Genomic DNA, 26894 nt, shown 5'->3' with positions numbered 1-26894 from the left:
TGCTGTAGTGCGAAAAATTGATGTTTCTGCAAACTTGAAATGCTTCCATATTGAAAAGCATCTGTGATTCAGTAATACAGTGAATTGTGAAGGAGTATTTATGTCAAAGTTGGAGCAAACAGTGCCAGACATCTTTGTAGGCAAAGGCTTAGAAACTCTCCCCAATATTTTCGACCGAGTTGAGGCTCTGGCTAAAGATTTTGCCACCCGTGCAGGGGCACACGATAGAGATGGTTCCTTTCCCTTCGAGAATTTTACAGCTTTGCATGAAGCAGGATTGCTCAATCTCACCATCCCACATGAATATGGTGGTCAGGATTTGGGACTGACAACTATCTGCCGAGTGATTGAAGGGATAGCGCGTGGCGATGCTTCAACCGCATTAGTTCTGACAATGCACTACCTGCAACATGCTCATGCAGCCCGTAGCCGTCGCTGGCATCCAGAAGTATATAAGCGGTTGTGTCGTGAATCAATCGAAGGCATTGCACTGCTAAATGCTGCCCGTGTTGAACCAGAGTTAGGAACGCCTGCTAGAGGCGGATTGCCTGCAACAATTGCTGAACGAACAACAGAAGGCTGGCGTTTAACAGGACATAAGCAATACACCACAGGTAGTCCTATCCTCAGCTACTTTGTTGTTTGGGCACGGACAACTGAAGATGAACCACAAGTTGGGAATTTTCTAGTTCCGCGCGATCTGCCAGGTTTAAGAATTGTCGAAACTTGGGATCACTTGGGAATGAGAGCTACAGGTAGCCACGATCTCATTTTAGAGAATGTATTAATTCCCTCAGAGTATGCTCTAAATATCAACCCTATATCTGCTGCACCATCCTTTGATCCACTGATTGCCACTTGGGGCAGTTTGACAGTGAGTGCTTTATATCTCGGTGTTGCTAGTAGTGCGCGAGACTGGCTTACTAAATATCTTTGGGAGCGATCGCCTTCTAATCTCAAAGAGCCACTGGCAACACTGCCACGCTTCCAAACTGCCGTGGGTGAGATAGAAGCACTGCTTTTTGCTAACAATAGATTGATTTATAGTTTGGCTGAAGATATTGACAAGGGTGAATATGAGCCTAACGTAGGATTACAGGCACAGGCTGTAAAATACCTCACCACAACCAACTCAATTCGTGCTGTGGAGATTGCCTTAGAACTAACTGGTAATCCTGGTCTATTAAAAAGAAATCCTTTAGAGCGTCACTACCGTGATGTTCTGTGTAGCCGTATCCATACACCGCAAAATGATGTTATTTGCCAATCTTTAGGAAAGTCGGTGCTGAAAGTTAAGTGATTGGGGAGTGGGGAGTAGGGCGAGCAGGGGACAAGGAGGACAAGGAGGAATTATTGAACAAGTTTCTTCCTTGTCTCCCTTGTCTCTTGTCCATATCCAATGCCCAATATTTAGTATCCTGCTTGCTTATCTACAACATTCCGCAAGGGCTGACCATTTTGGTAGCGTTGAAGATTGTCGATAAATAGTTGTGCTATGCGCTCTCTTAGGCGTGGTGACAAGGCTGAACAATGGGGTGTGATAAAGGCGTTCGGTAACGACCACAAGGGACTTTCCGGTGGGAGAGGTTCGGTAGCAACAGTGTCTAATCCAGCACCTGCAATCCATCCTTCGCGGAGTGCAGTGAGTAATGCGGCTTCATCGACGATCGCACCACGAGCAATATTAATTAGGTAAGCTGACTGACGCATAGAGCGCAACGCAGCTTCATCGATCGAGCCTTTAGTTTCTGGGGTTAATGGTGTGGCAATAACTACATAGTCTGCGGCTGGAAGGAGCGATCGCCACTCATCAGCGCCTACAATTTTGTCAAAATTCGGTAGGGGTTCGGGATGGCGGCGACTACCCCAAACTGTGACTCCAAAGGCTTTAGCACGAGATGCGATCGCTTGACCGATATTTCCTGTGCCGAGAATTAATAAAGTTGCGTCTGCCAACTCTTCAAGAAATATTCCTCTTATCCAAGTATGCTCATCCTGCAAAGTTTGCAATTTCCGCAGATTCTTGGCGTGATAGAGCATAAATGCCAGTACAAATTCCGAAATTGGAATTGCATGAACCCCTGCACCATTAGTGAGGATGATGTCCTTTTGCAAAAAATTTGGCGTGAGGATGTGATTTACGCCAGCACTCGGTGACTGTTGCCAACGCAGCGCGGGTGCTGCTGTCAGTACTTTGTCAAGAGTAGAGGTTTTCAGGTAAAATCCATTGACATAAATCTCTGCATCACTGGCATCACCATCGAGATTACCTTCACTATCCACCTCTACTACATCGATATTAGATGGTAGGTGTGGCTCTATATCTGCAATGAGATGATCGGGTAAAATTAGTTTCACCATTAGCTACTCCTTAATTCAATTTTGGATTTTTTGGATTGTGCAACTTAATTGGCAGCACCTCTTCATTTTTAATTTTTAATTTTTAATTTTTAATTGTTTAGTATCCTGCTTCTTTATCTACTACATTTCGTAATGGCTGACCAGCTTGGTAACGCTTTAGATTGTCGATAAATAGAGCTATTGAACGCTGTTTACTCTTGGGTGAATGACCGGAAGTATGAGGGGTGATAAAGATGTTAGGAAGTGACCACAAAGGACTTTCTGGTGGTAACGGTTCTGAGTTAACTGTGTCTAATGCTGCACCTGCAATCCAACCTTCTGTGAGCGCTTTTGTTAATGCTGATTCATCGATTACGCCGCCGCGAGCAATATTAATAAGGTAGGCATGATTTGGGAGCGATCGCAATACAGATTCATCAATAAATTCTTTGGTTTCGGGAGTTAGAGGTGTTGCAATAACGATATAATCTACATCTGGCAGGAGCGATCGCCATTCATCAGCACCTACTACTTTATCAAAATTTGCTAGTTCATGAGGATGACGGCGACTGCCAATAATTCTTAAGCCGAAGGGTCTAGCACGGGCAGCAATTTCTTGACCAATACCACCAGCGCCAATAATTAGCAAGGTTGCATCTGTTAATTCTTGGATAGCAAAGCCTCTTTTCCAGTGACGTTCAGCCTGTAGAGCATATAATTCTGGCAGGTGTTTGGCATGAGCCAGTATGTAAGTAATGACAAATTCTGCGATCGGAATTCCATGTACTCCAGCCCCATTAGTGAGGATAATATCTCTTTGCAAATAAGTTGGTGTCAGGATGTGATTCACCCCTGCATTTGGTGCGTGATGCCAACGCAATGCTGGTGCTGATTCTAGTATTTTATGCAGTATAGGACTTCTCGATAAAAACCAACTGAAATAAACTTCAGCATCGCTAGCATCCCCATCTAGATTTCCTTCAACATCTACTCGTACAATCTGTGTATTGGGTGGTAGATGTGGCTCAATGTCAGCAACCAAATCGAGCGGCAAAATGAGCTTCATTGTAGATTACCTCTTCTTTATTTACAAGGCTATATCTGGAAATTGCTTATGCTTGACCAAAAACTAAGTGCCATTTTTCCTTGGCACACATTATGATGATATTTAGTAATATTTCAAAATTTATTCTTTAATCTGTAAATACATAAACTCTAGATCAAAATATTGGCTATTAAATTTATACGCCATTTTCTGTGTACCATATATTTTAAAGCCCAATGATAAATAAAGTTGTTTTGCTAAAAAATTGCTTTTAACAATATCAAGTAATAAAATTTCTACTTCGTTAATAGCTTTCGCTCTTTCAATCAATTTATTCAATAAGAGTTTACCTATACCTTTTCCTCGATATTCTTGTTTAACATACATGCTACTAATATGTGCTTTATGCCGGAGTTTTATTCTGGATTCTTGGTTAAATGCGACTATTTCAATTAAATGTTTATCCTCAAAACATCCCAAAATAAAATTGTTGTTATCTACTGGAATTCTATCCCGAAATTGTTCTATGGTCTTAATTACTTCTTCTTGATATGTTGTGCCAAATGAATCTGGATTTTTCTCTAAAGCTTCTAATCTGATCTGTCTATAATCATCTGCATCAGCCTTTGTTAATTTTTTGACAATCATTAAATTAAATATAAGTAATATATACTTGTGTATTATTTAATTTTCAATAAAGCGATATAGATTATATTTTAGTTTATCTAGCTCGTAAATATAGAAAAAATTACCCAGACCAGCACAGAGGAGAGTTGGGAGGTATTTTGAGTGTTCATATAGGACTCATATTTGATTTTTGCGAGGCTAGGTACACCTTTATTCCTTCTTTCCAGTCCCCAGTCCCCAGTCCCTACAAATAATTTTTTATTGCTATAGACAAGTTTTAATCTCGAAGTAGCCTATTTACCGCAGCTACCTCAAGTTGAATATTGATTGACTACTAAAAGCTTAAATTTCAACTACTTAGCTGTAATAACTGGTTGTTTACTTGAGTATCTTCATTGCTCATTACTCGTTCTAAAACAGCTTCTCTGATATTGATAAACATTTCGCTACTTCGATCTCGCGGGCGTGAAAGTTTCACAGGTAAATCCATAGAAATCTTTCCTTGATCGATCACTATCACTCGGTCTGCCAACGCCACAGCCTCTTCCACATCGTGAGTAACCAAAAACGCAGTAAATCTTCGCTCTTGCCACAAGTTTTCAATCAAATGCTGCATTTCTTGGCGAGTTAGAGCATCCAATGCTCCCAAAGGCTCATCTAGCAACAACAAACGGGGCTGACTGGCTAACGCTCTGGCCAATGATACCCGTTGCCGTTGTCCTCCAGACAAAACATAAGGCCACTCATCAGCTCTATCTTTAAGTCCGACTTTATTGAGTACCCACAAAGCTTTTTCACGCCAATTACCTTCTAAGCCCAAACCTACGTTCTGAATAACGCGCTTCCACGGCAGCAAGCGGGGATCTTGAAACATCACTGTTACAGAGCGGCTGAGTCTATGTAGTGGTTCTCCATCAAGTAGTATTCCACCTGAAGTTGCTCTATCTAATCCTGACACAAGACGCAATAAGGTACTTTTACCACAACCACTTCGTCCGACAATAGCAACAAACTCACCTGCTTCAACTTCTAAATTCAGCGAGTTTAAAACAGTTTTCTTGCCAAAAGATTTCGTCAAATCCAAAATACTTAGTTGTGTACCCTGTACATTTGAAACCACTTGCAAAACCTCCTTTCGAGAACAATTGGAATTTAATTATTTGATGAAATGTTGAAGAAGGAAACTATATTTAAAATCAAGATTTTTCAATCTTTGATTTTGGTGAGTTTAGCATTTATGATTTTTGATAATTGGGATTCCAAGCCAAGAATTTTGTTTCTAATCCTCTGGCAACAGCATCTGCTAATTTACCCAGCAGTGCATAGATTACAATACTCAAAACCACAACATCGGTTTGCATAAACTCACGAGCATTCATTGCCATATAACCAAGACCGGAATCTGCTGCGATCGTTTCTGCCACAATTAGTGTCAGCCACATAATCCCCAACGAAAAACGAACACCAACGAGAATCGAAGACAAAGCTCCTGGAAAAATTATTTGCCACAGAAGTTGTGGTGTTTTTAATCCATAAACTTTTCCCATTTCAATCAGTCCGGGGTCAACACTACGAATACCATGAAATGTATTGAGATATATCGGAAAAAATACCCCCATAGATACTAGAAATAATCTAGCTTGATCGCCAATACCAAACCAAAGAATCACTAGCGGAATTAATGCCAAATTAGGGATAGTACGGAGCATTTGTAAGGAACTATCCAATAACTTTTCTGCGGTACGGGAAAAGCCATTGAGCAATCCTAAACCGAACCCAATACTGCCACCAACTATAAAACCAGATATCGCCCGCCCAGCACTAATTCCTATATGTTGGAACAGTTCTCCAGTTGAGCCAAGTTTAATTGCTGTAGCGATTACACCACTAGGGGCTGGTAAAATCCTGGTTGAAAGTAGACCAGTTCTAGAAGCAAGTTCCCAAAGAATTAATATGGTAACAGGCACAATCCAAGGAACTATTTTCTCGATTTGCGGGTTGTCTAATACCTCGCTCAGGGATATCTTGTTTTTGCTTTTGGTGCTTTTAAAGGTAATAGTCATGGAATTTGGGATTTTAGATTGTTCCAAAGGATGAATCTAGAAGCATCACCAACAAAATTAGTAATTTACTTTTTGATTACAAATTACTAATTATTAGGTTATGAAGCACTTGTGAGTTGTTTCGCAAATTTTTCATTGGCGACGGTTTCGCCAACAGAACTCAAGACTGGTGATGTTAAAGGTGTAGGTTCACTTTGCAAAGGTAGGCGGGGAAATAATAATTCAGCAGTACGATATGCTTCTTCTAAATGGGGATATCCAGAGAAAACAAATGTTTCTATCCCCAAATTGCGATATTCCAGCATCCTAGCGGCAACAGTGTCGGGATCTCCCACCAGGGCCGTACCAGCACCACCCCGCACTAATCCAATTCCTGTCCACAGGTTGGGGCTAATCTCTAAGGCTTCTCGATTACCACTATGTAATTGACTCATACGCCGTTGTCCTTCAGAATCAGATTGAGCTAAGTCTTTCTGAGCTTTAGCGATCGCATCGTCATCGACATACTTAATTAGCTCATTGGCTGCATCCCAAGCCGCAGACTCGGTTTCTCGCACAATTACATGCAAGCGAATCCCAAAACGAACTGTTCTACCTTGTTCAGCCGCCAATTTCTTAACTTCGGCAATCTTTTGGGCCACTTGTTGTGGAGGTTCGCCCCAAGTTAGGTAAACATCAATGTGTTTAGCAGCAACGCGCTTGGCAGCAGCAGATGAGCCACCAAACCACAAAGGTGGATAAGGTTTTTGAACTGGTGGAAATGAGAGCTTACCGCCTTTGATATCCAGGTATTTTCCCTGAAAATCGACTGTTTCCCCACTGACGATACCCCGCCAAACTGTGAGAAATTCATCGGTTAAATCATAGCGATCGTCATGACTAAGATGTAAGCCATCCCCAGCTAGTTGCGCTGGATCTCCACCTGTCACCACATTAATCAACAATCTTCCTTTAGAAATTCGGTCAAATGTTGCTGCCATCCGTGCAGCAGCACCTGGGGAAGTAATTCCTGGACGAATTGCCACCAGAAATTTCATCTGCTTGGTGACAGATATGAAAGATGCGGCAGTTATCCAAGCATCTTCACAAGAACTCCCTGTGGGTAACAATGCACCTGTATAGCCTAAACTATCGACAGCTTGGGCAATTTGCTGCAAATAATCAGGTGTGGCAACACGAGAGCCAATATCTGTGCCTAAATAGCGTCCGTCATGAGATCCAGTAGGAATAAACCAAAGAATTTGCATTTGTGTCAGGCGGGGTATAACGACAAAATTCTACGGTAGCTCGACCGAATTGCCGTAGTTTATAGTCAGTATTTTACAGGAAATTATTTAAAACGCCAGTATAGGTTAACGATTCATAAAGAATAACTGCCTACAAAAAATTGATAGTTCTCACAGACAATCCTGATCATCATGACACTTTTGTTGCAACAATGGTTGTCGTGAAGAATACAAGTTTTGTGTTAATTACCCACATTTTTGTGACTTTGAAGCATTTACTTTCGGTTTCATCGACAGAAGCCTTGCTACTTGGTACATGCAGTTCGTAGTCGGCACTTTAGTGCTTAGATGAGGGCTAGAGCCACTCACTCCGAATATATCAAAATTAATGTAGTGGAGTTTTAGTTTCCAGAACCGAGGTTTTCAATAATTAATTAAAGGGGAAGTTTGAGAAAGATGGGTTGGGTTACAAAAACAGTAGGAGTATTCTAGTGTGGAACTTGAAAGCTGGTATTTTGCTACTCACACTGAGTTGCATAATTGCAACTGGTATAGCAGTATATCTTCTTGGGGGCATTGAACCAGCACAAATCCAAGCATTGCTGAAATCTTCTGGTATATGGGCACCTATTATTTATATTGCTTTGTACGTTGTGGCAACTATGTTAGTTTTGCCCTCGACAGTGCTTAATTTGACTGGGGGTGCAATTTTTGGCCCTTGGCTGGGTACTGCCTGGACTAGTCTTGCAGCAGTCATTGCGGCAATAATTGCCTTTGTTTTTACTCGGACTATTGGACGCCAAACAGTTGCAAAACGACTAGCAGGACGCTGGCAAGCTATGGATGCTGAGGTACGTCGTGGAGGGCTTTTTTATATGTTTGCCATCCGATTAGTACCGATCATGCCCTACGGCTTGGTTAACTTTGTCGCCGGACTAACTTCGATCAGCTTTAAAGATTATGTTCTAGGTACAACACTTGGTACTGTTCCTAGTGTTTTGCCTTTTGTACTACTAGGTAGTTCTGGTTTGAAGGCAGTGAATACAGGCGATTTTTTGCCGTTAGTATTAGCTTTAGGCTTAACTGGAATGCTGGTAGCAGGGTCTACTTGGTACCGCCATCGTCGGACTTTTCCTAAAAAAGCTATAGAAAGTCTTAAAGAATCAGACTCTTCAGATAACATCAATCCAAAGAATAAATAAATTATGGGAATCTGACTTGAGTCTTGCTAGGTATACTGAGAACCAAACCTTTACGATCGCAAGCAGTCTGTCAGATTGGCTGTTCAAAAATTAAACGGAATTCCTAGATGGTACCAAAGTATTCATTCATTGTTCCAATTTATAACGAAGAAGAAATTATTCCAGAACTATACCGCAGACTGAGCGCAGTGATGAATCGGATGGATGGGCTTGTCGAATTAATTTTAATCAATGATGGTAGCCGCGATCGCTCCTTACAATTACTACGAGACCTCCATCAAAAAGACCCACGTATTTGCTATCTCAGCTTTGCTCGTAACTTTGGTCATCAAATTGCAGTTACTGCTGGTCTCAATTTTGTCCGGGGTCAAGTTATCGTCATCCTTGATGCTGACTTACAAGATCCCCCAGAACTAATCCCCGACATGGTTGAAAAATGGCGACAGGGTTATCAGGTAGTTTACGCTCAACGTACTCAACGCCTTCAGGAAGGATGGTTTAAGCGTTTTACTGCCTATTTCTTTTATCGTGTACTTAAGAAACTGGCAGATGTAGAGATTCCTACTGATACGGGTGATTTTTGTTTAATGGATCGGCAGATCGTAGATATTCTCAATTCTATGCCAGAACGTACCCGCTACATTCGCGGTCTACGTTCTTGGGTTGGCTTTCAGCAAACAGCAATTCGGTTCGAGCGCAACCCCCGCTTTGCTGGGGAAGTTAAATACACTTTTAGAAAATCCTTGGCTTTGGCCATTAATGGTCTAGTGTCGTTTTCAATCGTGCCATTGCGGTTATCAACCTACTTAGGGTTAGTAGCAGCCGCAGCAGCCATTTTCATGGCTTTATTAGTCTTGTATTGGCGTCTTTTTGTCCCTCATTCGCCTTTAACCGGGTTTACAATTATTTTGATGGCAATTTTCTTTCTCGGATCTGTGCAGTTAGTCAGTGTTGGCATCTTAGGCGAATATATAGGGCGCATCTACGAAGAAGTTAAAGCTAGACCCCTTTATACTTTGGCAGAGGTAGCTGGCTTTTATCACAAGTCCTCCAATTCAAGGAGCAATTCTGACAAACTAGATAATTTAGAAGATCCTACGATTCAAAATCTAGACAAGTAGTAACAATACGCCTCTGTAGCCCATTTGCTCGTTTTTACTGACTGACTATTTTCGGCGATTGCAGTTGCTAGAGTCGACTTAGCCAAGAATTTTGACATATTTTCGCCTCATGAAAAAGTACTAGGTCTTGCATTGTACCAAGCTCTATGCAAAGATAATTCTACAAAAATACGGTAAGTCGATAGAACTTTCGTACTTGACTAACAATTGATGCTGTCAAAATATAGCTGATTACAAATTAATGTTTTCAATTAATGTTAATTGGCAAATAATCACCTGCATCTAAATCAAGCTTTCGTCAATGTCAGTAGCCATTGATGAACTTTGTACAGGATAACTAAAAAAACGGCATTAAGATGTTTCAGAAGTATCAGTTTTTATAGTGTGTGGTTGAGTTTACTTTAAAAGGAGAGAAGTCTTTGCTAAAGCAGTGGTTGTCTGAATCAAGACGTTTATAGGATTCTTTCAAGCGTCAGAACTCTTAGTTTACTGCGAATTTTAGATTCTACATTCAACTGTTTAGTACTGATTTCGATACTTGTCAGAGATTTTTACTTTTCTCATTAGTGAAATCCCTGCTAAATCTATGTTCTAATGATTTGCTACAAAGATTAGAACAAGGATTTGTCTTGGCTTTTCTGTCTAATTGAGAGCTAGTTTATTCATCTTTAAGGTTGAGGAGTTAAGGAGTCATGTCAAATTTTCGCTGGAATTTTAGATCCATAGTATTCCTGCTTTTGTTGCTAGATAGTCTAGCTATGCTAGTCTTTTATCCAGCCAAAAGTCAGGCTGAATTGCCGAAATCAGATGTATCTACTACTGAAGTAGAAGAGAACAAAGCTTCAGAAGCAGTTGCCAATCAAACAGTAGACACTTCAATTGCACCAGTCACTCGTAAAAAAGCTCCAAATGATCTCCAAGATCGAGTGACACCTGTCTCCCAATTGTTGCAAGTTGCACCGCCAACTAAGAAAAAAGCTCCAAATAATGGGGCAGGGCAAGTGACATCGGTTTCGCAACTATCAGATATTAAGCCGACAGATTGGGCATTTCAAGCATTACAGTCTCTGGTTGAGCGCTACGGTGTAATTGCCGGATATACAGATGGTACATTTAAAGGCGATCGCTCCCTAACGCGTTATGAATTTGCAGCTGGGTTGAATGCAGCTTTAGATCGCCTCAATGAACTAATAGCCACTTCAACGACAGATTTAGTCAAACGCGAAGACTTGGATACCATCAAAAAACTACAAGAACAATTTTCTCCAGAACTCGCTCAACTTCGGGGACGCGTAGATAGCTTGGAAGCACGATCTGCGAAGTTAGAATCAACTCAGTTTACGACCACAACCAAACTTATAGGTCGAGCTCAGATTGTTGCTGGCGAACTTCTGGCGGGTAATAACGTTGTCAGCAAGAGACCAGCACCTCACAATCTCACACTTCAAGGCTCAACTTCTTTACGCTTAAACACCAGTTTTAACGGTAAAGATTCACTAGGTATAACAATAGGAGGTGGAAATATTGAATCATTAGGACAAACAAGAGCTGGATTATTGGGAACTTATGAGGGGAGAACTGCTGATAACTCCAGTATTACTTTTGCACGCAATACTATTATTCTCAGTGGTGTTCGCTATCGCTTTCTACCTTTTCCAAATACCCAAGTCAACATTTATCCCTTGTCTGATGGAGCTAGTGAGATAGGTCTTTCTGGCCCGGTTAACCCATATTTTGAATCGTCTTCTGCGACTGGCGCTAATGGGATTTCACGATTTTCACGGCGGTCTTTGGTCTATAACTATGGAGATAGCGGCCCTGGAATTGCCATACTCCAGGGATTAGGCAAACAGGTTCAGTTCGGGATAGCGTACAGCGCACCAAATGGTAGCAATCCCACAACTAATAACGGCTTATTTACAGGCAGATATTTAGCTTTAGCACAGTTAATATACTACTCCGGTAATAGGAATTTTCGGGTGGCTGCAACTTACGTTAATACCTATAGCCCACCAAATACCATAGGTTTTAGCGGAACAAATTTTGGCCCAGCAGTCGGGAGTAACCTGGTAAACAGCACCGTGCCTGGAGCAGCAACTCTAGGCAACCTTTATGGCCTACAGGCGTTCTATCAAGTTAGTCCCAAGTTGGCAATCAATGCGTGGGTAAGTTATGGGGTACACACCTATTTGGGGCGCGGAAATGCTGAAGCTATGGATTGGGCGGTAGGACTGGCATTCCCGGATCTTTTTAGTGAAGGTGCTTTAGGGGGGATTTTAGTTGGTATGGAGCCAAAACTCATCAGTCTTAGTAATAATATAAATTTGGGAAAAGGTCTAGGACAAGCAGACAGAGATACTTCTCTGCACGTTGAGGCATTTTACCAATATAAAATCGGAGATAATATTGAGATTACGCCGGGTTTGATCTGGATTACTGCACCAGATTCTGATGCTAGCAATCCTGATAGTTTATTTGCTTGGGTTCGTACTGTTTTTAGGTTTTAACCTGTAAAAACCAGAGATATCGATTTTCGGTGTTGCTGAATCGAGGTATGAATTTGGATGTAGAGACGTTGCAATGCAACGTCTCTACAAGGATTTTGAAATAACGCAAAATTATTTTTCATACCGCAATTAGCAAAGCCCGGTTTTCTAGTTAAACTACCTATACTGTAAGTGTTGGCGTACCACTTGCCTACAGCAAGCTACGCATAGCGTCTCATAGACAAGCGTCAGTGTATGCTTTTAGTCTGGCTCGAATTCTGGATAACATTGGTAGGTAGATGCTTTGAGCCGGATAGGATTCCTTGCTGTTTGTTTGGAAAAATTAATTAGGGACTGACAAAAAATAAATTATCCAAACAAAATTATTTCTACTTTCTACTTTTGTAGGAGCGCACAACTGTGTACCCCTACTGGAATTCCCTTAAACAACTGTAAATCTATCGAGATTAAGTATTGTATGTTATAATAGTCAAATTTTTTACAAAAGATTAAAAAAAGCAAATCTCTAAAGAGAAATAATCGAGTTTGTTTTACATAACTTTACGTTTGAAATTGTTTGTTAAAATGCTTGCTTTTTGTCGAAAACTGTGAAAAGCTTTGTTATATTGCAAAACTACTGTTAGTCGATCAAGATAAAGTAGTTAATAAAGCCAATCTACTGGCAACCTGTCTTAAGGGGTCATAATTTGAGGCTATTAGTAAGCTGTAAAGATGAAGATAGGCAAACAAATTTCTAAATATTTTGCAGCATCAATGCGGTGAAGACTTGATGCTTAAGACTTTATCGATGGGGGAAATGGTAGATGCTGAAGACGTTAACAACCAATTTTGAACTCGACCTCCAAGCAGATGTGCTTGTGATTGGAGGTGGCCCGGCTGGAACTTGGGCGGCATGGAGTGCTGCATCAAGTGGAGCTAAAGTTGTCCTGGTGGACAAAGGATATTGTGGAACAACTGGATGCGCTGCTGCATCTGGAAATGGTGTGTGGTACGTGCCACCCGATCCCGAAGCAAGAGAAACAGCAAAGGCAAGTCGGGAATCGTTGGGTGGGTTTTTATCCGATCGCAACTGGATGGATCGAGTACTGAATCAGACTTATGTAAACGTCAATCAGTTAGCAGAGTGGGGTTATCCCTTCCCTACCGACGATGAAGGTAAACCCTACCGGCGATCGCTGCAAGGGCCGGAGTATATGCGGCTGATGCGGCGGCAAATTCAACGCGCTGGGGTCAAGATTTTAGACAACAGCCCCGCCTTAGAATTGCTGGTTGATGACGATGGTGCTGTTGCTGGTGCAACAGGTGTGAACCGTCAAACTGGTGAGAAATGGATAGTGCGATCGCAGTCCACAATTATCGCCACAGGTGGCTGTGCATTCTTGAGTAAAGCGTTAGGATGCAACGTCCTGACGGGGGATGGTTATCTGATGGCGGCAGAAGCCGGAGCCGAGATGTCGGGTATGGAATTTTCCAATGCTTATGGCATCTCTCCCGCCTTTTCTTCAGTTACCAAAACCCTGTTTTATAATTGGGCAACTTTCACCTACGAAGACGGTACTGTAATTCCAGGGGCAAGTTCTCATAGACGTTCAGTAATAGCCCAGACATTACTGCAACAGCCAGTTTACGCCATCATAGACAAAGCCGCAGAATCAATGCGGCCATCTATGCGTTTAGCACAGCCCAACTTCTTTTTACCCTTCGATCGTGCAGGTATCGATCCTTTTACCCAACGTTTTCCTGTCACCCTGCGCTTAGAAGGAACTGTGCGCGGTACTGGAGGAATTCGGATTGTAGATGAAAGTTGTGCCAGTTCTGTACGAGGACTTTACGCGGCTGGAGATGCCGCTACACGCGAACTGATTTGTGGCGGATTTACTGGCGGTGGTAGTCATAACGCGGCTTGGGCAATATCTTCTGGCTATTGGTCGGGGAAATCAGCTGCTGAATATGCTCGTAATTTGGGAGAACAGAAAACTCAACGACAAGTTAAGGGAGTTGGAGAGGTAGGATTACAAAGCGATCGCTCTCAAACTTTAGCAACTGACGAAATTATTCAAGCAGTCCAAGCTGAAGTATTCCCCTACGAAAAAAACTATTTCCGTACAGAACAAGGCTTAACCGAGTCTTTGAGTAAGCTAAATCATCTTTGGCAAGAACTTCGCAGTAGCCAGGTAACATCAGAGAAAGAGCTTCCCAGGGCGCGAGAAGCTGCGGCAATGGTAGCCACAGCACGATGGATGTACAGCAGTGCCATTGAACGTAAAGAAACTCGTGGTATGCACAAACATCAAGACTATCCAGAACTTGATGCTAACCAGCAACATCACTTGATTAGTGGCGGATTAGATCGGGTTTGGGTGAAGAGTCAGCCTTTACAGAGTACAGAAAAGTCTTTATCCAAAATAGGAGCAGCAGTGTGATTGAGTTGGTCAGCGAGTCGCGGTGCATAAAATGTAATATCTGCGTGAATATTTGCCCAACCAACGTATTTGACCGCGTACCTGATGCACCGCCAACCATTGCTCGACAGAGTGACTGCCAAACCTGTTATATGTGCGAGTTGTATTGTCCAGTTGATGCTCTTTATGTTGCACCAGAAAGTGATGTAACGACTTCAGTCAACGAGGCAGAATTGGCAGAAGTAGGGCTACTGGGTAGTTATCGTGAAAATGTTGGTTGGGGACATAAACGCACCTCAACAGCAAAAGCCGATGAAACATTCCAAATTTTGAAGCAGATGAAATAGTAACGCGATGTGCAACTTATCCTTAGAACCCCGCTTCCATTCCTCTCCCCCGCAGGGAGAGAGGCTTTGATTCCTGCTCCCCTTCCCTTCTAGGGAAGGGGTTGGGGGTTAGGTCTGAGAGAAAGTTGTACACCGCGTATAGTACGGCGGAGAAAAAAGTTATGCTGTCGTTTTCAGTAGTAACAGGTTCTATTAGTAAAAATAAATTTACTTCCAGATTATCAACCTCTGGGGCTTGTATCCTACTCTTAGTTACTACAGGATGTAGCCAAGGCGAAACTAAATCTGCTCAATCCATTGAGGCTGTTAATGTCAATAACACTGTTGCTGCATCCAATAATATTTCTACACTACGTATAGGTTATGTAGGTAGTTCAGCACCGACAGGACCACTTGGTTGGGCAAAGAAAAAAGGAATTTTAGATCGGGAGTTGCAAAAAGCAGGATTTAAAAACATTACTTTTGCAAGATTTCCTAACGGGCCGGATCTAAATGAGGCGCTTGTTGCCGGACAATTAGATGTTGGTTCTTTAGGCGATACACCAGCCATAATTTTGAGAGCAAGGGGTCAGGAAACGCGACTGCTGCGAATTACTCAATTTAATACAACCGCCTGGTTAGTGTCGAAAAAAAATGGTGCGCGATCGCTTGCCGAACTGAAAGGTCAAAAAATAGCTACTCAAAAAGGTTCTTATATGCATAGATACCTGCTGGGTCTATTAGCTGAAGCTAAAATTGCCAAAGATGTAAAAGTTGTTCACTTGATGACTACTGAGGCAAAAGCGGCTTTAGAACGTGGTGATGTAGCAGCTTATGCAACTTCCAGCGATCTCGGGCCTTTTCTGAAATCGCAAGGGTTTCCAGTGATTGATTCTTCGGCAAATCATCAGGGTTTATCAGGGACATCATTAGTTGTCGCAACCGAAAGCTTTTTGGCGAAACAGCCTGATTTTCCCCAGAAATTTAATGCAATTCTTACAGAAGCAGCTAAGGATTTAAAAGCTAATTCTGAAGAATATTATCAATATCACGCACAAACTACTAAATATCCCCTCGATATTATTAAAGTATCGTACCCACTCAAACAGGTTTCAGAAGAACCATTACCAGCCGACGGAGTGAAACTTTTAGAGGGAACAAAGAAATTTTTAGTCTCGCAGGGTTTAGCAAAGTCGGACTTTAAATTAACAGATTGGGTTGCTAAAGAACAGTCTCGTTAATTTTATCTGCTTTAGTTTTTTACACAATCATACTCCTCGGTTTTGAGGAAGATTTTATGACTATTGCTGTTGCAGCTAATGTCTACAAGTTTGTGAAGAGGAAGACGCTCGGTAAAGCTGATTATCGAGATTTTATCTTTACTAATCTCGCCACATTATATGTAAAGAAAATCCCAACTTCTTCAAAAAAATGCTGGTAAGAAGAAAGTAGACAACCTTCTTAATCAGTACTATCTACCCAATCCAATTGAAAAATCAGGTAGAACCTATGACTATTGCGTTAGAACGTCCCAAAAAAACCAAGTCTGCTCAAATTCGCGAAAAACTTGGTTATCCGATCATCGATACCGATGTACATACCCAAGAGTTTCCCCCAGCATTCTTGGACTATTTAGAGCAAGTTGCTGGAAGTGCGATCGCAGAGCGTTTTCAAGAACACTTACCCGGTGCATCTCGCTCTAAATGGTTTAAGCAATCTTGGGATGAACGCCGCACTTACCGCACCGCCCGCCCTCCTTTCTGGACTCGTCCCACTAACGATCCCCTAAATTTAGCTACCATTAGTTTGCCGAAGTTGTTGCACGAACGCTTACAAGAAGCTGGTACAGACTTTGCCGTTGTGTACCCCAACTTGGCAACGATGGCTCCACACATCGGTAATGAAGAAATGCGGCGGGCTGTTTGCCGTGCAACTAACACTTATCACGCTGATATTTTCCGTCCTTATAGCGATCGCTTAACACCAATTGCTGCTATTCCCATGCATACGCCCGAAGAGGCGATCGAAGAATTGGAATATGCGGTGAAAGTGCTGGGACTCAAAGCAATTCAAATCCCCGGACATATCCGCCGCCCGATTCCCGCCTTCGAGAAGTATGGCGAAGAAGTAGCCAACGAAGCTATCTGGATTGATACTTTTGGCTTGGATAGTAAGTATGATTACGATCCCTTCTGGGCAAAGTGCGTGGAACTGAAAGTTGTACCCACCACCCACTCTTCCGGTATGGGCTGGATAAATCGGCGTTCGATTAGCAATTACCAATACAACCATATTGGTCACTTTGCATCGGCTGGAGAAGCACTGTGTAAATCTCTATTTTTTGGTGGTGTAACTCACCGCTTCCCCACGCTCAAGTTTGCCTTTTTAGAAGGAGGTGCAGCTTGGGGTGCTAGTTTGTACACCGATTTGATTTGGCACTGGGATACTCGCAATAAAGACCATTTGGTGGAAAATAACAATCCTGCCAATATCGATCGCGAAGAACTGTTAGAACTATATACCCGTTACGGTGGTGAATTAGTACATGGTCGTTTGGATCGGCTAGGTAGTGGTTTAGGTTTCCACGCTGATTTATTATCTCCCCTAGAACCAGGTGATTTAGATGAATTCGCCGTTGCCGGAGTTACCAAACCAGAAGATATCCGCGATCGCTTCTTGAATCACTTCTACTTCGGCACAGAATCGGATGATACCCGTGTAGCTCAAGCTTTTAACCGGAAAGCTAATCCTTATGGCGATCGCGTTAAAGCCTTCTTGGGTTCCGATTCTGGTCACTGGGATGTACCTGATATTACTGCGATCGCTGCTAATACCTATTCAATGGTAGAACGCAAGATCATCACTGAAGAAGATTTGCAATATTTCCTGTCAATTCATCCCTTGGAGTTGTACACCAGCCTGAATCGTGACTTCTTCAAAGGTACGGCTGTGGAGAAAACCGCAGATGAATTTTTGGCTGGGAAAGGGGCTAGGGAATAAAGAGGTGACAGGTTAGAGGTGACAGGTTATAGGAAATAATCTATACCCTGTCACCTGTAACCTCTCCCCTAATCCCAATGCCCGTAAACATTTGAATAATTTAGGGTAAACTATCATGACGATTGCTCTAGACCGTCCACAAAAAACCAGGTCTGCTCAAATTCGGGAAAAACTTGGTTATCCAATCATTGACACCGATGTACATACCCAAGAGTTTGAACCAGCAGTCTTGGATTATTTAGAACAAGTTGGTGGAACTGAACTTGTCGAACGTTTCAAAGAAAATTTACCAGGATCTTCTCGCTTTAAGTGGTACAAGCAAAGTTGGGAAGAACGTTTTGCCTATCGCACCAATCGCCCTAACTGGTGGGGTCGTCCGACCAAAAATACTTTGAATTTGGCTACCATTAGCTTGCCTAAGTTGCTGCACGAACGCTTGCAAGAAGCAGGTACAGACTTTGCCGTTGTGTATCCCAATTTGGCAACAATGGCCCCGAATATCGGCAACGAAGAAATGCGGCGGGCTGTTTGTCGGGCAGTTAACACCTACCATGCTGATATTTTCCGTCCTTATAGCGATCGCTTAACACCCATTGCCGCCATCCCACTGCACACTCCCGAAGAAGGGATTGAAGAGTTGGAATATGCGGTAAATGTTCTGGGACTCAAAGCAATTCAAATCCCCGGTTATGTCCGTCGTCCAATTCCTGCCTTTGAAAAATACGGCAAAGAAGTCGCTAACGAAGTGGTTTGGATTGATAACTTTGGCTTAGATAGCGAGTATGATTACGATCCATTCTGGGCTAAGTGCGTAGAACTGAAAGTTGTACCCACAACTCACGCCTCTAGCCAAGGTTGGACAACTCAGCGTTCTGTCACCAACGCCCAGTACAATCACATTAATCACTTTGCCTTTGCTGCGGAAGCATTATGCAAATCGCTGTTCTTTGGTGGAGTTACCCGCCGCTTCCCACAATTAAAGTTTGCCTTCTTAGAAGGTGGTTCAGCTTGGGGTGCTAGTCTCTACGCTGATATAATTTGGCACTGGGAAACCCGCAACAAACAACATTTGTTGTCAAATAACAATCCTGCGATTATCGACAAAGAAGCACTAGTAGAGTTATATACTCGTTACGGTGGCGAACTTGTAGATGGACGCTTAGATAAAATTGGTGACGGTTTAGGATTCCACCATCAATTATTAGCGCCAGAAGATCCGGGCGAACTCGACGAATTTGAATTAGCAGGAATAGAGAAGCCAGAAGATGTGCGCGATCGCTTCTTGAATCATTTCTACTTCGGTACAGAATCAGATGATACCCGTGTAGCTCAAGCTTTTAATCGTGCCGCTAATCCCTTTGGCGATCGCGTTAAAGCCTTCTTGGGTTCCGATTCCGGTCACTGGGATGTGCCTGATATCACCGCCGTTACAGCCAACGCCTACTCAATGGCAGAACGCGAAATCATTACCGAAGAAGACCTCCGCTACTTCCTCTCAATCCATCCCTTAGAGTTGTACACCAGTCTCAATCAAGACTTCTTCAAGGGTACAGGTGTTGAGAAAGCCGCAAACGAATATCTAGCGGCTAAGAAATAACTGTCATTGGTCATTGGTCACTTGTACTGAGCGACTTGCCTTGACTTGTGCCGAGTGAAGTCGAGGTAGCGAAGTCGAGGTAAGTCGAAGTATTAGTCATTTGCAAAGGACAAAAGACAAAGGACTAATGACAAAGGACAATTACAACGTTCCATGTTCCATTTCCTCTGTTCACTTGTAGCGTGGGCCCTGCCCACTCTACATTTCTCTAAATTCTGTGTCTAATACCCACAATCTGCACTTTCATTGCATCGGTTTACATCTTTGATGCGTCGGTTTGTACCTTGATTGCATCGACTTGCACCTTGATTGCATCGACTTGTACCTTGATTGCATCGGGTTGCACCTTTATTGCATCGGTTTGTAAAAACTAACCTACACAAAAATGATTTAATTATGGTACTAGATATAACAAAACCAAAGGATTACATTGATCTAGCAACTTCTCTATCCAAGGAACTTGCTCAATCCGCAGTTGAACGGGATGCTAAAGCTGGAGTTCCAGAAGAGGAAATTAATAAACTGCGTGAAAGTGGTTTGTTGCCACTGATTGTACCTAAGCAATATGGTGGCATTGGTGCAACTTGGATTGATGCTTTAAAAATTGTTAGAAAGCTATCAAAAGCAGATGGTTCAATCGGTCAATTGTATGGTAATCATCTCAATTTAACGGCTTTGGGTCACGTTTCTGGCACGCCAGCCCAAAAGGAAAAATATTATAGAGAAACTGCTAAAAATAACTTATTTTGGGCAAATGCTATCAATACAAAGGATACTAGGCTGAAGATTAACCCAGAAGGCGAGAATTTTCGGGTTAATGGTGTTAAAAGCTTTGGTACAGGTATTTCCGTTGCCGATTACCGAGTATTCTCCGCTTTGGAAGATGGCGTAGAATTGCCTTTCATATTCATAATTCCCAAAGACAGGGAAGGGTTAGTTTCTAATCAAGATTGGGATAATATTGGGCAACGCCGCACTGATAGCGGTAGTTATACATTTAACAATGTCTTAGTAGAAAAAGATGAGATTTTGGGGCCACCAAATCCCTCTGATAGTGCCTTCTCAACTTTTCTTGGGATTATTGCCCAGCTAACAAAAACCAACGTTTATCTAGGAATTACTAAAGGAGCTTTTGCCGCCGCTCGTGAGTACACTAAAACTACTACACAGCCGTGGATTACATCAGGGGTAGATAGTGCTACTCAAGACCCATATATTCTGCATCATTACGGAGACTTTTGGGTTGAAATTCAAGCTGCGATCGCACTAGCTGACCAAGCAGCAGAGAAAGTGCAAGCAGCGTGGGATAAAGATGTAGAACTGACTCATCAAGAGAGAGGAGAAGTTGCGATCGCAGTTTCCGCATCTAAGGCATTAGCGACTCGTGTAGGTATAGATATTACCAACCGCATCTTTGAAGTTACTGGAACTCGCGCCACAGCAACCAAATATGGATTTGACCGTTACTGGCGGGATTTACGAACCTTTACTCTACACGATCCTGTGGATTACAAATTGAAAGCGATCGGCGATTGGGTACTCAATGATGAATTACCCGTTATCACGCAATATTCTTAGCCAAAGACGCGATTCATCGTGTCTCTACAATCCAAAATCTAAAATCCAAAATCTAAAATTGATATGACTCAACTAAAAACACTTCCTACCTACGACCCAAGTTTATTTGAGGGAGCTGCTGAAGGCTACGCTCTATATAGAACCAAATACCCACCTGTTGTATTCGACAAACTAACCGAAATATTTCATCTCAATGGTCAAGGACGACTCCTTGATTTAGGTACTGGCCCAGGGTTAATTTCAATTGGTCTGCGTACCAAATTTGAGGAAGTTGTAGCGATCGATCCCGATCCCGAAATGATTGCAGAAGCTAAACGGCAAGCAGCAGCAGTCGGAGCAAATAATATCACTTGGTTACAACAAGGCGCAGAATTCATCGACGCTAGTTTAGGAAAATTTAAGTTAGCTACTATTGGTAGAGCCTTCCACTGGATGGAACGCGAATTAGTACTTGAGAGCCTTTATGAATTGTTAACTGATGATGGTGGATTAGCACTGCTTCAGACTGGTGATAACCCTTGGGAAAGTAATTTACCTTGGAAGCAAGCTGCTGTTGGAGTAGTGAAAAAATGGCTAGGTGAAGAACGCCGAACTGGACAACGAGGACAAGGCATTCGTAAGCCACTCGATCCTCCCCATGAAGTTGTAATTGGCAATTCAGCTTTTGCTCGTCAAGAAAACTATGAAGTGCTATTTGAAAAATCTTGGACTGTCGATAGCTATCTTGGCTATTTATACACTACAGCCTTCTCTTTGAAAATTTTCTATGGTGATAACGCTCCAGCATTTGAAAAGGATCTTAGAGAAGCGCTACTAGCAGTTGAGCCGTCTGGAAATTTTACAGAAGAACTCAAAGCTACAATCCTAGTCGCTTGGAAGCACTAACAAAATTGCACGCAAATTAAAACAGAGCTTCATTCACAAATTTTAATCTTCCACTAGCACCCCCTTGGAGTGGATCTTTCTCACTCCACTTCTTAAATTTTTGCCTCCTAACTATTAAATTCTCAGTTCCTCGAGTCGTTTCAGGGTGGGTTATACCCACCTATTTCTTAATTTAATAGATAAGGTCTTTTGAGTAAAAATATTTATTTCACTTATTAAATAACTTAATAAAAAAGATTTTTTGTTTTTTCACATAGCAATTAATCATCACGTTTTAACCACTTAGAGGGAAATCAATAAAACAACCCATGCCAGCTTTAAAAGGAAAGTTTGAATTCAGGAAAAACCAGAAAACAACGCGTCGTTCGTTGTTGTTTGCTTTGGGCTACTGCTTAATGCTATCGACGGTTTTATCGAGTTGCGGTGAAGCCAAAAATAACACTCAGCAATCATCAGCTTCCCCTGAGTCTGTAGCTGCATCTAGCACTACACAGAAGTCAACTGAAAAACAAGTAGTGCGGATTGTACGTTCAAAACAACTTACTGCTTTAGCAGTTTTAGAAAAACAGGGTTCCTTAGAAAAGCGATTAAAACCTCTGGGTTTTAAAGTACAGTGGGCTGAGTTTGCGGCTGGGCCACAACAGCTAGAAGCCTTGAATGCCAATGGATTAGATATCGCATCTACAGCCGAATCACCTCCTGTATTTTCACAAGCAGCCGGAGCGCCTCTTGTTTATCTAGCTACTACACACCCCAGTGGTAAAGCTATTTCACTTTTAGTTCCTGTAAACTCTCCTGTTAAAAGTGTTGCCGATTTGAAGGGTAAAAAAGTAGCTTTTCAGAAAGCTTCTATCGGTCACTACTTATTAGTTAAAGCGTTAGAAGATACCGGACTGAAACTGAGCGATGTGCAATCAGTTTTTTTAGCACCGCCAGATGCAAATGCGGCATTTAGTCAGAACAAGGTGGATGCTTGGTATATTTGGGAGCCATTTGCTACCAGAAATGTACAAAATAAAATAGCTCGTGTTTTAGCAGATGGTGAAAAGTTGCGGGATACTGGCAACTTTTATTCAACTTCACGCCAATTTTATCAGGCTCATCCTGATGTAATCAAAGTGTTTTTAGAGGAGCTAGAAAAGACAGAAATCTGGACTAAGGATCATCCCAAAGAAGTTGCACAACTGCTTGCTCCTGTAACTCAACTAGATCCACCAACTCTAGAAATAATGCATAAAAAATATGACTATGGGTTGCTACCAATCACTGATAAAACTATTACTAAACAACAAGAAGTTGCAGATAAGTGGTACAGCTTAGGGCTTATCCCCAAGAAGGTAAATGTTAGAGACGGTTTTTTGACACCTGAAGAGTACGCCAAAATTACTCCTTCAGAGGTTCTAGCGAATAAGTAGTTATTCCCAAGAAGAAACTAAAATTCAGGAGAATATTATGTCTACCTCGACTTTGACAAAGGTTAAAATTAAGCCTATTGATGCTCCTTTGGGAGCGATAGTTACCGATCTTGATGCGAGTCAAGCGATCGCACCTGAAGTCATATTACAACTTAAAGCAGCTCTGCGCGATCGCCACATCTTAATTTTCAAAGACCAAAAGCTCTCCGATGAACAGCTTTTGAACTTTTCTCTATACTTTGGTGCGCTTTTTGTACCATCTGATGAAACTCCAGTATTGGCTTCTAAACCAGGAGAAACTCCGGTGGTGATTCCGATTTCCAATGTCGATGGTGGCTATACCGGTACTGGAGAACTCACTTTCCATTCCGATCACAAATGGACTCCTATCCCATCTAGTGGTTCGCTTCTTTATGCGTTGGAAATACCAACTCATGGTGGAGATACTTATTGGTTAAATACCAATTTAGCCTATGAGGCATTAGATGAAGTCACCAAAGAACGGATTGCAGATTTACAGTTAATTACCTACAACCCATTTTTGCGAGATCGGAATGCACCCCGGTCTTTGTATCGTTTAGACAAAACTATTCCTTTAATCAGTCCGATCTTTCCCCATCCTTTAGTTAGAACCCATCCAGAAAGTGGTAAAAAGCATCTTTATTTAGATGCTGCTACAGAAGTAGAAATTGTCGGGTTAGAGCCGGAAGAAGGATCTAAACTGATTGAACAATTGAGACAACATCTAACTCAACCCAAGTTCTACTACCAACACAAATGGTCTGTAGGCGATATTGTCTATTGGGATAATCAAGCTACCTTACATTACCGTCAAGCATTCGATCCGAATGAGCGACGAGTATTAAAGCGGGTTAGCCTTGCAGGTAGTCGTCCCTTTTAAGATTTATAGCTCAGAAGATTGAGTTTATGGGCGTTTAAATATACCTTTTATTGGTCAAAAGTCAAGAGTTATTCTGGACTTTTGACCAATAAAACTTGTCTAAATATCATACTCTATGCTTGTAAATCAAAAATAGTAAAAATTATTTTTTTGGTTAAAAACAAGTGTTCATGAATACTTTATTTTTAGACCAAACTTGATAGACTCTAGATTGAAAATGAGAGTTGTTAGCACTCATTAAAAGCGCTAGTACGGAAATTATTAAATTTAACTAGAAAAATATTATGGGGCTTTTCAAATCTTTGCAAAGGCTAAGTTTGTCTAGCAATAAACCTCTGCATTCAAAAATCAAAAATACCAAAATAGTATGTGAATATAGCCTAAATACTAAACTTATAGAAGCCAAATATAAAATTGAGCCTAAACATATATCTTTATTAATTGCTGCTTGCACTCTCACTATACCAATGAGCATAGTTGGTTGTAGTCAAGACACTAAAAATACTCAAAACCAACTATCCCCAATTAGTACAGAATCTCAAAGTAAAACAGTCTCTAACACTCCACAAAAACAAGAACTACGAGTTGTTTATTCTAAGCTTGGTTCTCTTGCAGTGATGAGAAAGCAAGGAACTCTAGAAAAAAGTTTGGCAGCAAAGAATTTTACTGTCAAGTGGCTAGAGTTTGCTGCTGGGCCACAAGCTTTAGAAGCGTTAAATGCTGGTTCCCTTGACATCGCAGCCACAGCTGAATCACCGCCTATATTTGCTCAAGCCGCAGGTACACCTCTTGTGTATATTGCAACGACCCGATTTAATGGTAGAGGAGTTTCTTTTTTAGTACCAAAAAACTCTCCGATTAAAAGTGTTGCTGACTTTAAAGGCAAAAAAGTTTCTTTTCAAAAAGCCTCTATTGCTCACTATGTCTTACTAAAAGCATTACAAAAAGAGGGACTAAAACTGAGTGATGTAAAATCTCTGTTTCTCTCACCTCCAGATGCAAATGTGGCTTTTAGTCAGGGAGGAATTGATGTTTGGGTAATTTGGGAACCTTACATTACCAGAAATGTCCAAAAAAATCTTGGTCGTGTATTAATAGATGGACAAGGACTTCAGGATCTTGGTAGTTTTTATACTACCTCACGTAAATTTGCTAAAGAGCATCCTGATATTCTGAAAGTTTTTCTAGAGGAGTTTATCAAAGCTGAAGATTGGTCACAGAAAAATATTGATAAGTTAGCAGAACTTGAAACGGGTGACGTTGGTATTGATGTACCTACTCTCAAAGCAATTCATAGTAAAGCAGTATATGGTCTGCTACCAATTACTGATGAAGTTGTTAAAAAACAACAACAAATAGCTGATTTATGGTATGCACAAGGACTTTTACCAAAAAAGGTTAATGTCAAAGATGGAGTACTTACTCCAGAAGAATATGCAGCATTCACACCTGATTCAATTAAATATAATAAGTAAAGAACTGTAATTAAGTTTAAGAAACTAAAAAAGTTACGTTATTAGCTAATGCTTTTAAATCAGCAGTTAATCAAAAAGTGAGGGGGAAATGTTTAATAATTTAGTGAAAAATAAGACAACAGTAATCAATAAATTCGCCTTATTTATAATCCCTGGTTTTGTGGCTTTATCTAGTACTTTAATAAGTTGTACGTCAAATGTATCTAACACAAATACGGGAACTGAACCAAAAGCAGAGCCAGCAGGGGCTAAGACTATAACTTTTAAAACAAAGTTACTGCGAATAGGGTATCAAAGCTCTGGTGATTTGGTTAGAGTTAGAGGAGTTTTAGAAAAACGTTTGGAGCCTTTGGGCTTGAAAGTCGAGTGGTCACAATTTGCTCAAGGGCCACAACTTATGGAAGCGATGAATGTGGGCAAAATTGATATTGGCTCTGTTGGAGAAACGCCGCCGATCTTTGCTCAAGCTGCGGGTGCAAGAATCATCTATTTGGCTGGTAGAAGACTTGGGCCTAATTCAGGTAAAGGTAGTGCGATCGCAGTTCCGAAAAACTCTCCAATTAAAAAATTAGCTGATATTAAAGGTCAAAAAGTAGTCTTTCAAAAAGGTTCTGCTTCTCACTATTTTATCATTCAAGCCTTAAAAGAAGTAGGTTTAAAATATAGTGATATTCAAGTCTTAAGTATGCCCAATGTCGAAGCCCGTGGCGCATTTATTCAAGGCACTATTCCGGTTTGGGTAACTGGCGATCCTCATTTAGCTTTGGTAGAAAAACTCCACGGTGCGCGTGTGTTGAGAGATGCAACAAATATCGGTACTCCAGGCGGATATTATGTAGGAACACGAGAATTTGCTAAGGAAAATCCCGAATTAGTTCGGATCATTTTAGAAGAAATTGAGAAAAATGGTGAATGGGCAGAAGCGAATCGTAAAGAAGTAGCGAAACTCATAGCACCTGTACTCAAAATTGATTTACCGATTCAGGAAGTAATTTCTAGCCGTGCTACTTATCGCTTAAGAGGAATTACTCCAGAACTAATGCAAGCTCAACAAAATGTTGCTGATTTGTTCTATAACGAAAAAATCTTACCCAAAAAAATTGATGTCAAAGAAGCATTACTCACGCCTCAAGAATATGCAGCTATTACTCCACCAACACTGATAAGTGAAAAATAAATTTTGA

General features: G+C 41.5%; 21 protein-coding genes. 15 read left to right on the top strand and 6 right to left on the bottom strand.

Annotated features, from left to right (window positions below):
• The first annotated feature begins 100 nt into the window (after positions 1 to 100).
• Positions 101 to 1300 (top strand): acyl-CoA dehydrogenase family protein, encoded by a 1200-nt coding sequence (locus RMX98_RS03330; protein WP_322678260.1) that lies wholly within the window; start codon positions 101 to 103, stop codon positions 1298 to 1300.
• A gap of 110 nt (positions 1301 to 1410) precedes the next feature.
• Here the strand turns inward: RMX98_RS03330 and RMX98_RS03325 are convergent, their stop codons facing one another.
• From RMX98_RS03325 to ssuD, 6 genes are all read right to left on the bottom strand, one after another.
• A complete protein-coding gene (locus tag RMX98_RS03325) occupies positions 1411 to 2361 on the bottom strand; it encodes a D-2-hydroxyacid dehydrogenase (protein ID WP_322678259.1) in 951 nt (316 codons plus the stop codon).
• A gap of 97 nt (positions 2362 to 2458) precedes the next feature.
• Positions 2459 to 3406 (bottom strand): D-2-hydroxyacid dehydrogenase, encoded by a 948-nt coding sequence (locus tag RMX98_RS03320; protein WP_322678258.1) that lies wholly within the window; start codon positions 3404 to 3406, stop codon positions 2459 to 2461.
• 120 nt (positions 3407 to 3526) lie between these two features.
• Positions 3527 to 4033: a GNAT family N-acetyltransferase gene (locus RMX98_RS03315; protein WP_322678257.1), complete on the bottom strand. Its 507-nt coding sequence runs from the start codon at positions 4031 to 4033 to the stop codon at positions 3527 to 3529.
• 328 nt (positions 4034 to 4361) lie between these two features.
• Positions 4362 to 5132: an ATP-binding cassette domain-containing protein gene (locus RMX98_RS03310; protein ID WP_322678256.1), complete on the bottom strand. Its 771-nt coding sequence runs from the start codon at positions 5130 to 5132 to the stop codon at positions 4362 to 4364.
• A gap of 115 nt (positions 5133 to 5247) precedes the next feature.
• Positions 5248 to 6075 (bottom strand): aliphatic sulfonate ABC transporter permease SsuC, encoded by an 828-nt coding sequence (gene ssuC / locus RMX98_RS03305; protein ID WP_322678255.1) that lies wholly within the window; start codon positions 6073 to 6075, stop codon positions 5248 to 5250.
• A 98-nt stretch (positions 6076 to 6173) separates the two neighbouring features.
• Positions 6174 to 7322, bottom strand: a complete 1149-nt coding sequence (gene ssuD / locus RMX98_RS03300; protein ID WP_322678254.1) for an FMNH2-dependent alkanesulfonate monooxygenase — start codon at positions 7320 to 7322, stop codon at positions 6174 to 6176.
• A 470-nt stretch (positions 7323 to 7792) separates the two neighbouring features.
• Between ssuD and RMX98_RS03295 the strand changes: the two genes are divergently transcribed.
• The 14 genes from RMX98_RS03295 (at position 7793) to RMX98_RS03230 (ending at position 26887) form a co-directional block, all read left to right on the top strand.
• Complete coding sequence (locus RMX98_RS03295) at positions 7793 to 8503, top strand: TVP38/TMEM64 family protein (protein ID WP_322678253.1); 711 nt, start codon at positions 7793 to 7795, stop codon at positions 8501 to 8503.
• A 107-nt stretch (positions 8504 to 8610) separates the two neighbouring features.
• Entirely contained in the window at positions 8611 to 9624 is a 1014-nt protein-coding gene (locus RMX98_RS03290; RefSeq protein WP_322678252.1) for a glycosyltransferase family 2 protein, read from the top strand.
• Between the two features lie 692 nt (positions 9625 to 10316).
• Positions 10317 to 12131, top strand: coding sequence for an iron uptake porin (locus RMX98_RS03285; RefSeq protein WP_322678251.1), 1815 nt, complete (start codon positions 10317 to 10319; stop codon positions 12129 to 12131).
• An 803-nt stretch (positions 12132 to 12934) separates the two neighbouring features.
• Complete coding sequence (locus tag RMX98_RS03280) at positions 12935 to 14554, top strand: FAD-binding protein (protein ID WP_322678250.1); 1620 nt, start codon at positions 12935 to 12937, stop codon at positions 14552 to 14554.
• On the top strand, positions 14551 to 14880 hold the full coding sequence (locus tag RMX98_RS03275) for a ferredoxin family protein (RefSeq protein ID WP_322678249.1): 330 nt from the start codon (positions 14551 to 14553) through the stop codon (positions 14878 to 14880). Before RMX98_RS03280 ends, RMX98_RS03275 begins: the two co-directional genes overlap by 4 nt.
• 161 nt (positions 14881 to 15041) lie before the next feature.
• Entirely contained in the window at positions 15042 to 16100 is a 1059-nt protein-coding gene (locus RMX98_RS03270) for an ABC transporter substrate-binding protein (RefSeq protein ID WP_322678248.1), read from the top strand.
• A 268-nt stretch (positions 16101 to 16368) separates the two neighbouring features.
• Complete coding sequence (locus tag RMX98_RS03265) at positions 16369 to 17859, top strand: amidohydrolase family protein (RefSeq protein ID WP_322678247.1); 1491 nt, start codon at positions 16369 to 16371, stop codon at positions 17857 to 17859.
• Between the two features lie 115 nt (positions 17860 to 17974).
• The gene (locus RMX98_RS03260) at positions 17975 to 19456 is read left to right on the top strand and encodes an amidohydrolase family protein (RefSeq protein WP_322678246.1); all 1482 of its coding nucleotides are present in this window, start codon (positions 17975 to 17977) and stop codon (positions 19454 to 19456) included.
• Between the two features lie 396 nt (positions 19457 to 19852).
• The gene (locus RMX98_RS03255; RefSeq protein WP_322678245.1) at positions 19853 to 21034 is read left to right on the top strand and encodes an acyl-CoA dehydrogenase family protein; all 1182 of its coding nucleotides are present in this window, start codon (positions 19853 to 19855) and stop codon (positions 21032 to 21034) included.
• Positions 21035 to 21097: 63 nt separating this feature from the next.
• The gene (locus RMX98_RS03250) at positions 21098 to 21919 is read left to right on the top strand and encodes a class I SAM-dependent methyltransferase (protein ID WP_322678244.1); all 822 of its coding nucleotides are present in this window, start codon (positions 21098 to 21100) and stop codon (positions 21917 to 21919) included.
• Between the two features lie 308 nt (positions 21920 to 22227).
• Positions 22228 to 23334: an aliphatic sulfonate ABC transporter substrate-binding protein gene (locus RMX98_RS03245; protein ID WP_322678243.1), complete on the top strand. Its 1107-nt coding sequence runs from the start codon at positions 22228 to 22230 to the stop codon at positions 23332 to 23334.
• A gap of 37 nt (positions 23335 to 23371) precedes the next feature.
• Positions 23372 to 24235: a TauD/TfdA family dioxygenase gene (locus RMX98_RS03240; RefSeq protein ID WP_322678242.1), complete on the top strand. Its 864-nt coding sequence runs from the start codon at positions 23372 to 23374 to the stop codon at positions 24233 to 24235.
• A gap of 284 nt (positions 24236 to 24519) precedes the next feature.
• Positions 24520 to 25710, top strand: a complete 1191-nt coding sequence (locus RMX98_RS03235; RefSeq protein ID WP_322678241.1) for an aliphatic sulfonate ABC transporter substrate-binding protein — start codon at positions 24520 to 24522, stop codon at positions 25708 to 25710.
• 88 nt (positions 25711 to 25798) lie between these two features.
• Positions 25799 to 26887 carry an aliphatic sulfonate ABC transporter substrate-binding protein gene (locus RMX98_RS03230; protein WP_322678240.1) on the top strand — a complete coding sequence of 363 codons (1089 nt, stop codon included), beginning with the start codon at positions 25799 to 25801 and terminating at the stop codon, positions 26885 to 26887.
• Positions 26888 to 26894: the final 7 nt, after the last annotated feature.

Origin of the sequence: Nostoc sp. DedQUE02 (assembly GCF_034531035.1) — a bacterium.
Taxonomy (GTDB): domain Bacteria; phylum Cyanobacteriota; class Cyanobacteriia; order Cyanobacteriales; family Nostocaceae; genus Nostoc.
Note: the sequence above shows the minus strand (reverse complement) of the source record. Positions and strands in the feature narration are given on the sequence as shown.

What these genes read in the sequence shown, in the direction of transcription:
- RMX98_RS03325 (WP_322678259.1), bottom strand. Translation starts at nt 2,361, where the DNA reads ATGGTGAAACTAATTTTACCCGATCATCTCATTGCAGATATAGAGCCA.
- ssuD (WP_322678254.1), bottom strand. Translation starts at nt 7,322, where the DNA reads ATGCAAATTCTTTGGTTTATTCCTACTGGATCTCATGACGGACGCTAT.
- RMX98_RS03240 (WP_322678242.1), top strand. Translation starts at nt 23,372, where the DNA reads ATGTCTACCTCGACTTTGACAAAGGTTAAAATTAAGCCTATTGATGCT.
- RMX98_RS03255 (WP_322678245.1), top strand. Translation starts at nt 19,853, where the DNA reads ATGGTACTAGATATAACAAAACCAAAGGATTACATTGATCTAGCAACT.
- RMX98_RS03320 (WP_322678258.1), bottom strand. Translation starts at nt 3,406, where the DNA reads ATGAAGCTCATTTTGCCGCTCGATTTGGTTGCTGACATTGAGCCACAT.
- RMX98_RS03235 (WP_322678241.1), top strand. Translation starts at nt 24,520, where the DNA reads ATGGGGCTTTTCAAATCTTTGCAAAGGCTAAGTTTGTCTAGCAATAAA.
- ssuC (WP_322678255.1), bottom strand. Translation starts at nt 6,075, where the DNA reads ATGACTATTACCTTTAAAAGCACCAAAAGCAAAAACAAGATATCCCTG.
- RMX98_RS03280 (WP_322678250.1), top strand. Translation starts at nt 12,935, where the DNA reads ATGCTGAAGACGTTAACAACCAATTTTGAACTCGACCTCCAAGCAGAT.
- RMX98_RS03285 (WP_322678251.1), top strand. Translation starts at nt 10,317, where the DNA reads ATGTCAAATTTTCGCTGGAATTTTAGATCCATAGTATTCCTGCTTTTG.
- RMX98_RS03270 (WP_322678248.1), top strand. Translation starts at nt 15,042, where the DNA reads ATGCTGTCGTTTTCAGTAGTAACAGGTTCTATTAGTAAAAATAAATTT.
- RMX98_RS03315 (WP_322678257.1), bottom strand. Translation starts at nt 4,033, where the DNA reads ATGATTGTCAAAAAATTAACAAAGGCTGATGCAGATGATTATAGACAG.
- RMX98_RS03250 (WP_322678244.1), top strand. Translation starts at nt 21,098, where the DNA reads ATGACTCAACTAAAAACACTTCCTACCTACGACCCAAGTTTATTTGAG.
- RMX98_RS03245 (WP_322678243.1), top strand. Translation starts at nt 22,228, where the DNA reads ATGCCAGCTTTAAAAGGAAAGTTTGAATTCAGGAAAAACCAGAAAACA.
- RMX98_RS03290 (WP_322678252.1), top strand. Translation starts at nt 8,611, where the DNA reads ATGGTACCAAAGTATTCATTCATTGTTCCAATTTATAACGAAGAAGAA.
- RMX98_RS03230 (WP_322678240.1), top strand. Translation starts at nt 25,799, where the DNA reads ATGTTTAATAATTTAGTGAAAAATAAGACAACAGTAATCAATAAATTC.
- RMX98_RS03265 (WP_322678247.1), top strand. Translation starts at nt 16,369, where the DNA reads ATGACTATTGCGTTAGAACGTCCCAAAAAAACCAAGTCTGCTCAAATT.
- RMX98_RS03330 (WP_322678260.1), top strand. Translation starts at nt 101, where the DNA reads ATGTCAAAGTTGGAGCAAACAGTGCCAGACATCTTTGTAGGCAAAGGC.
- RMX98_RS03260 (WP_322678246.1), top strand. Translation starts at nt 17,975, where the DNA reads ATGACGATTGCTCTAGACCGTCCACAAAAAACCAGGTCTGCTCAAATT.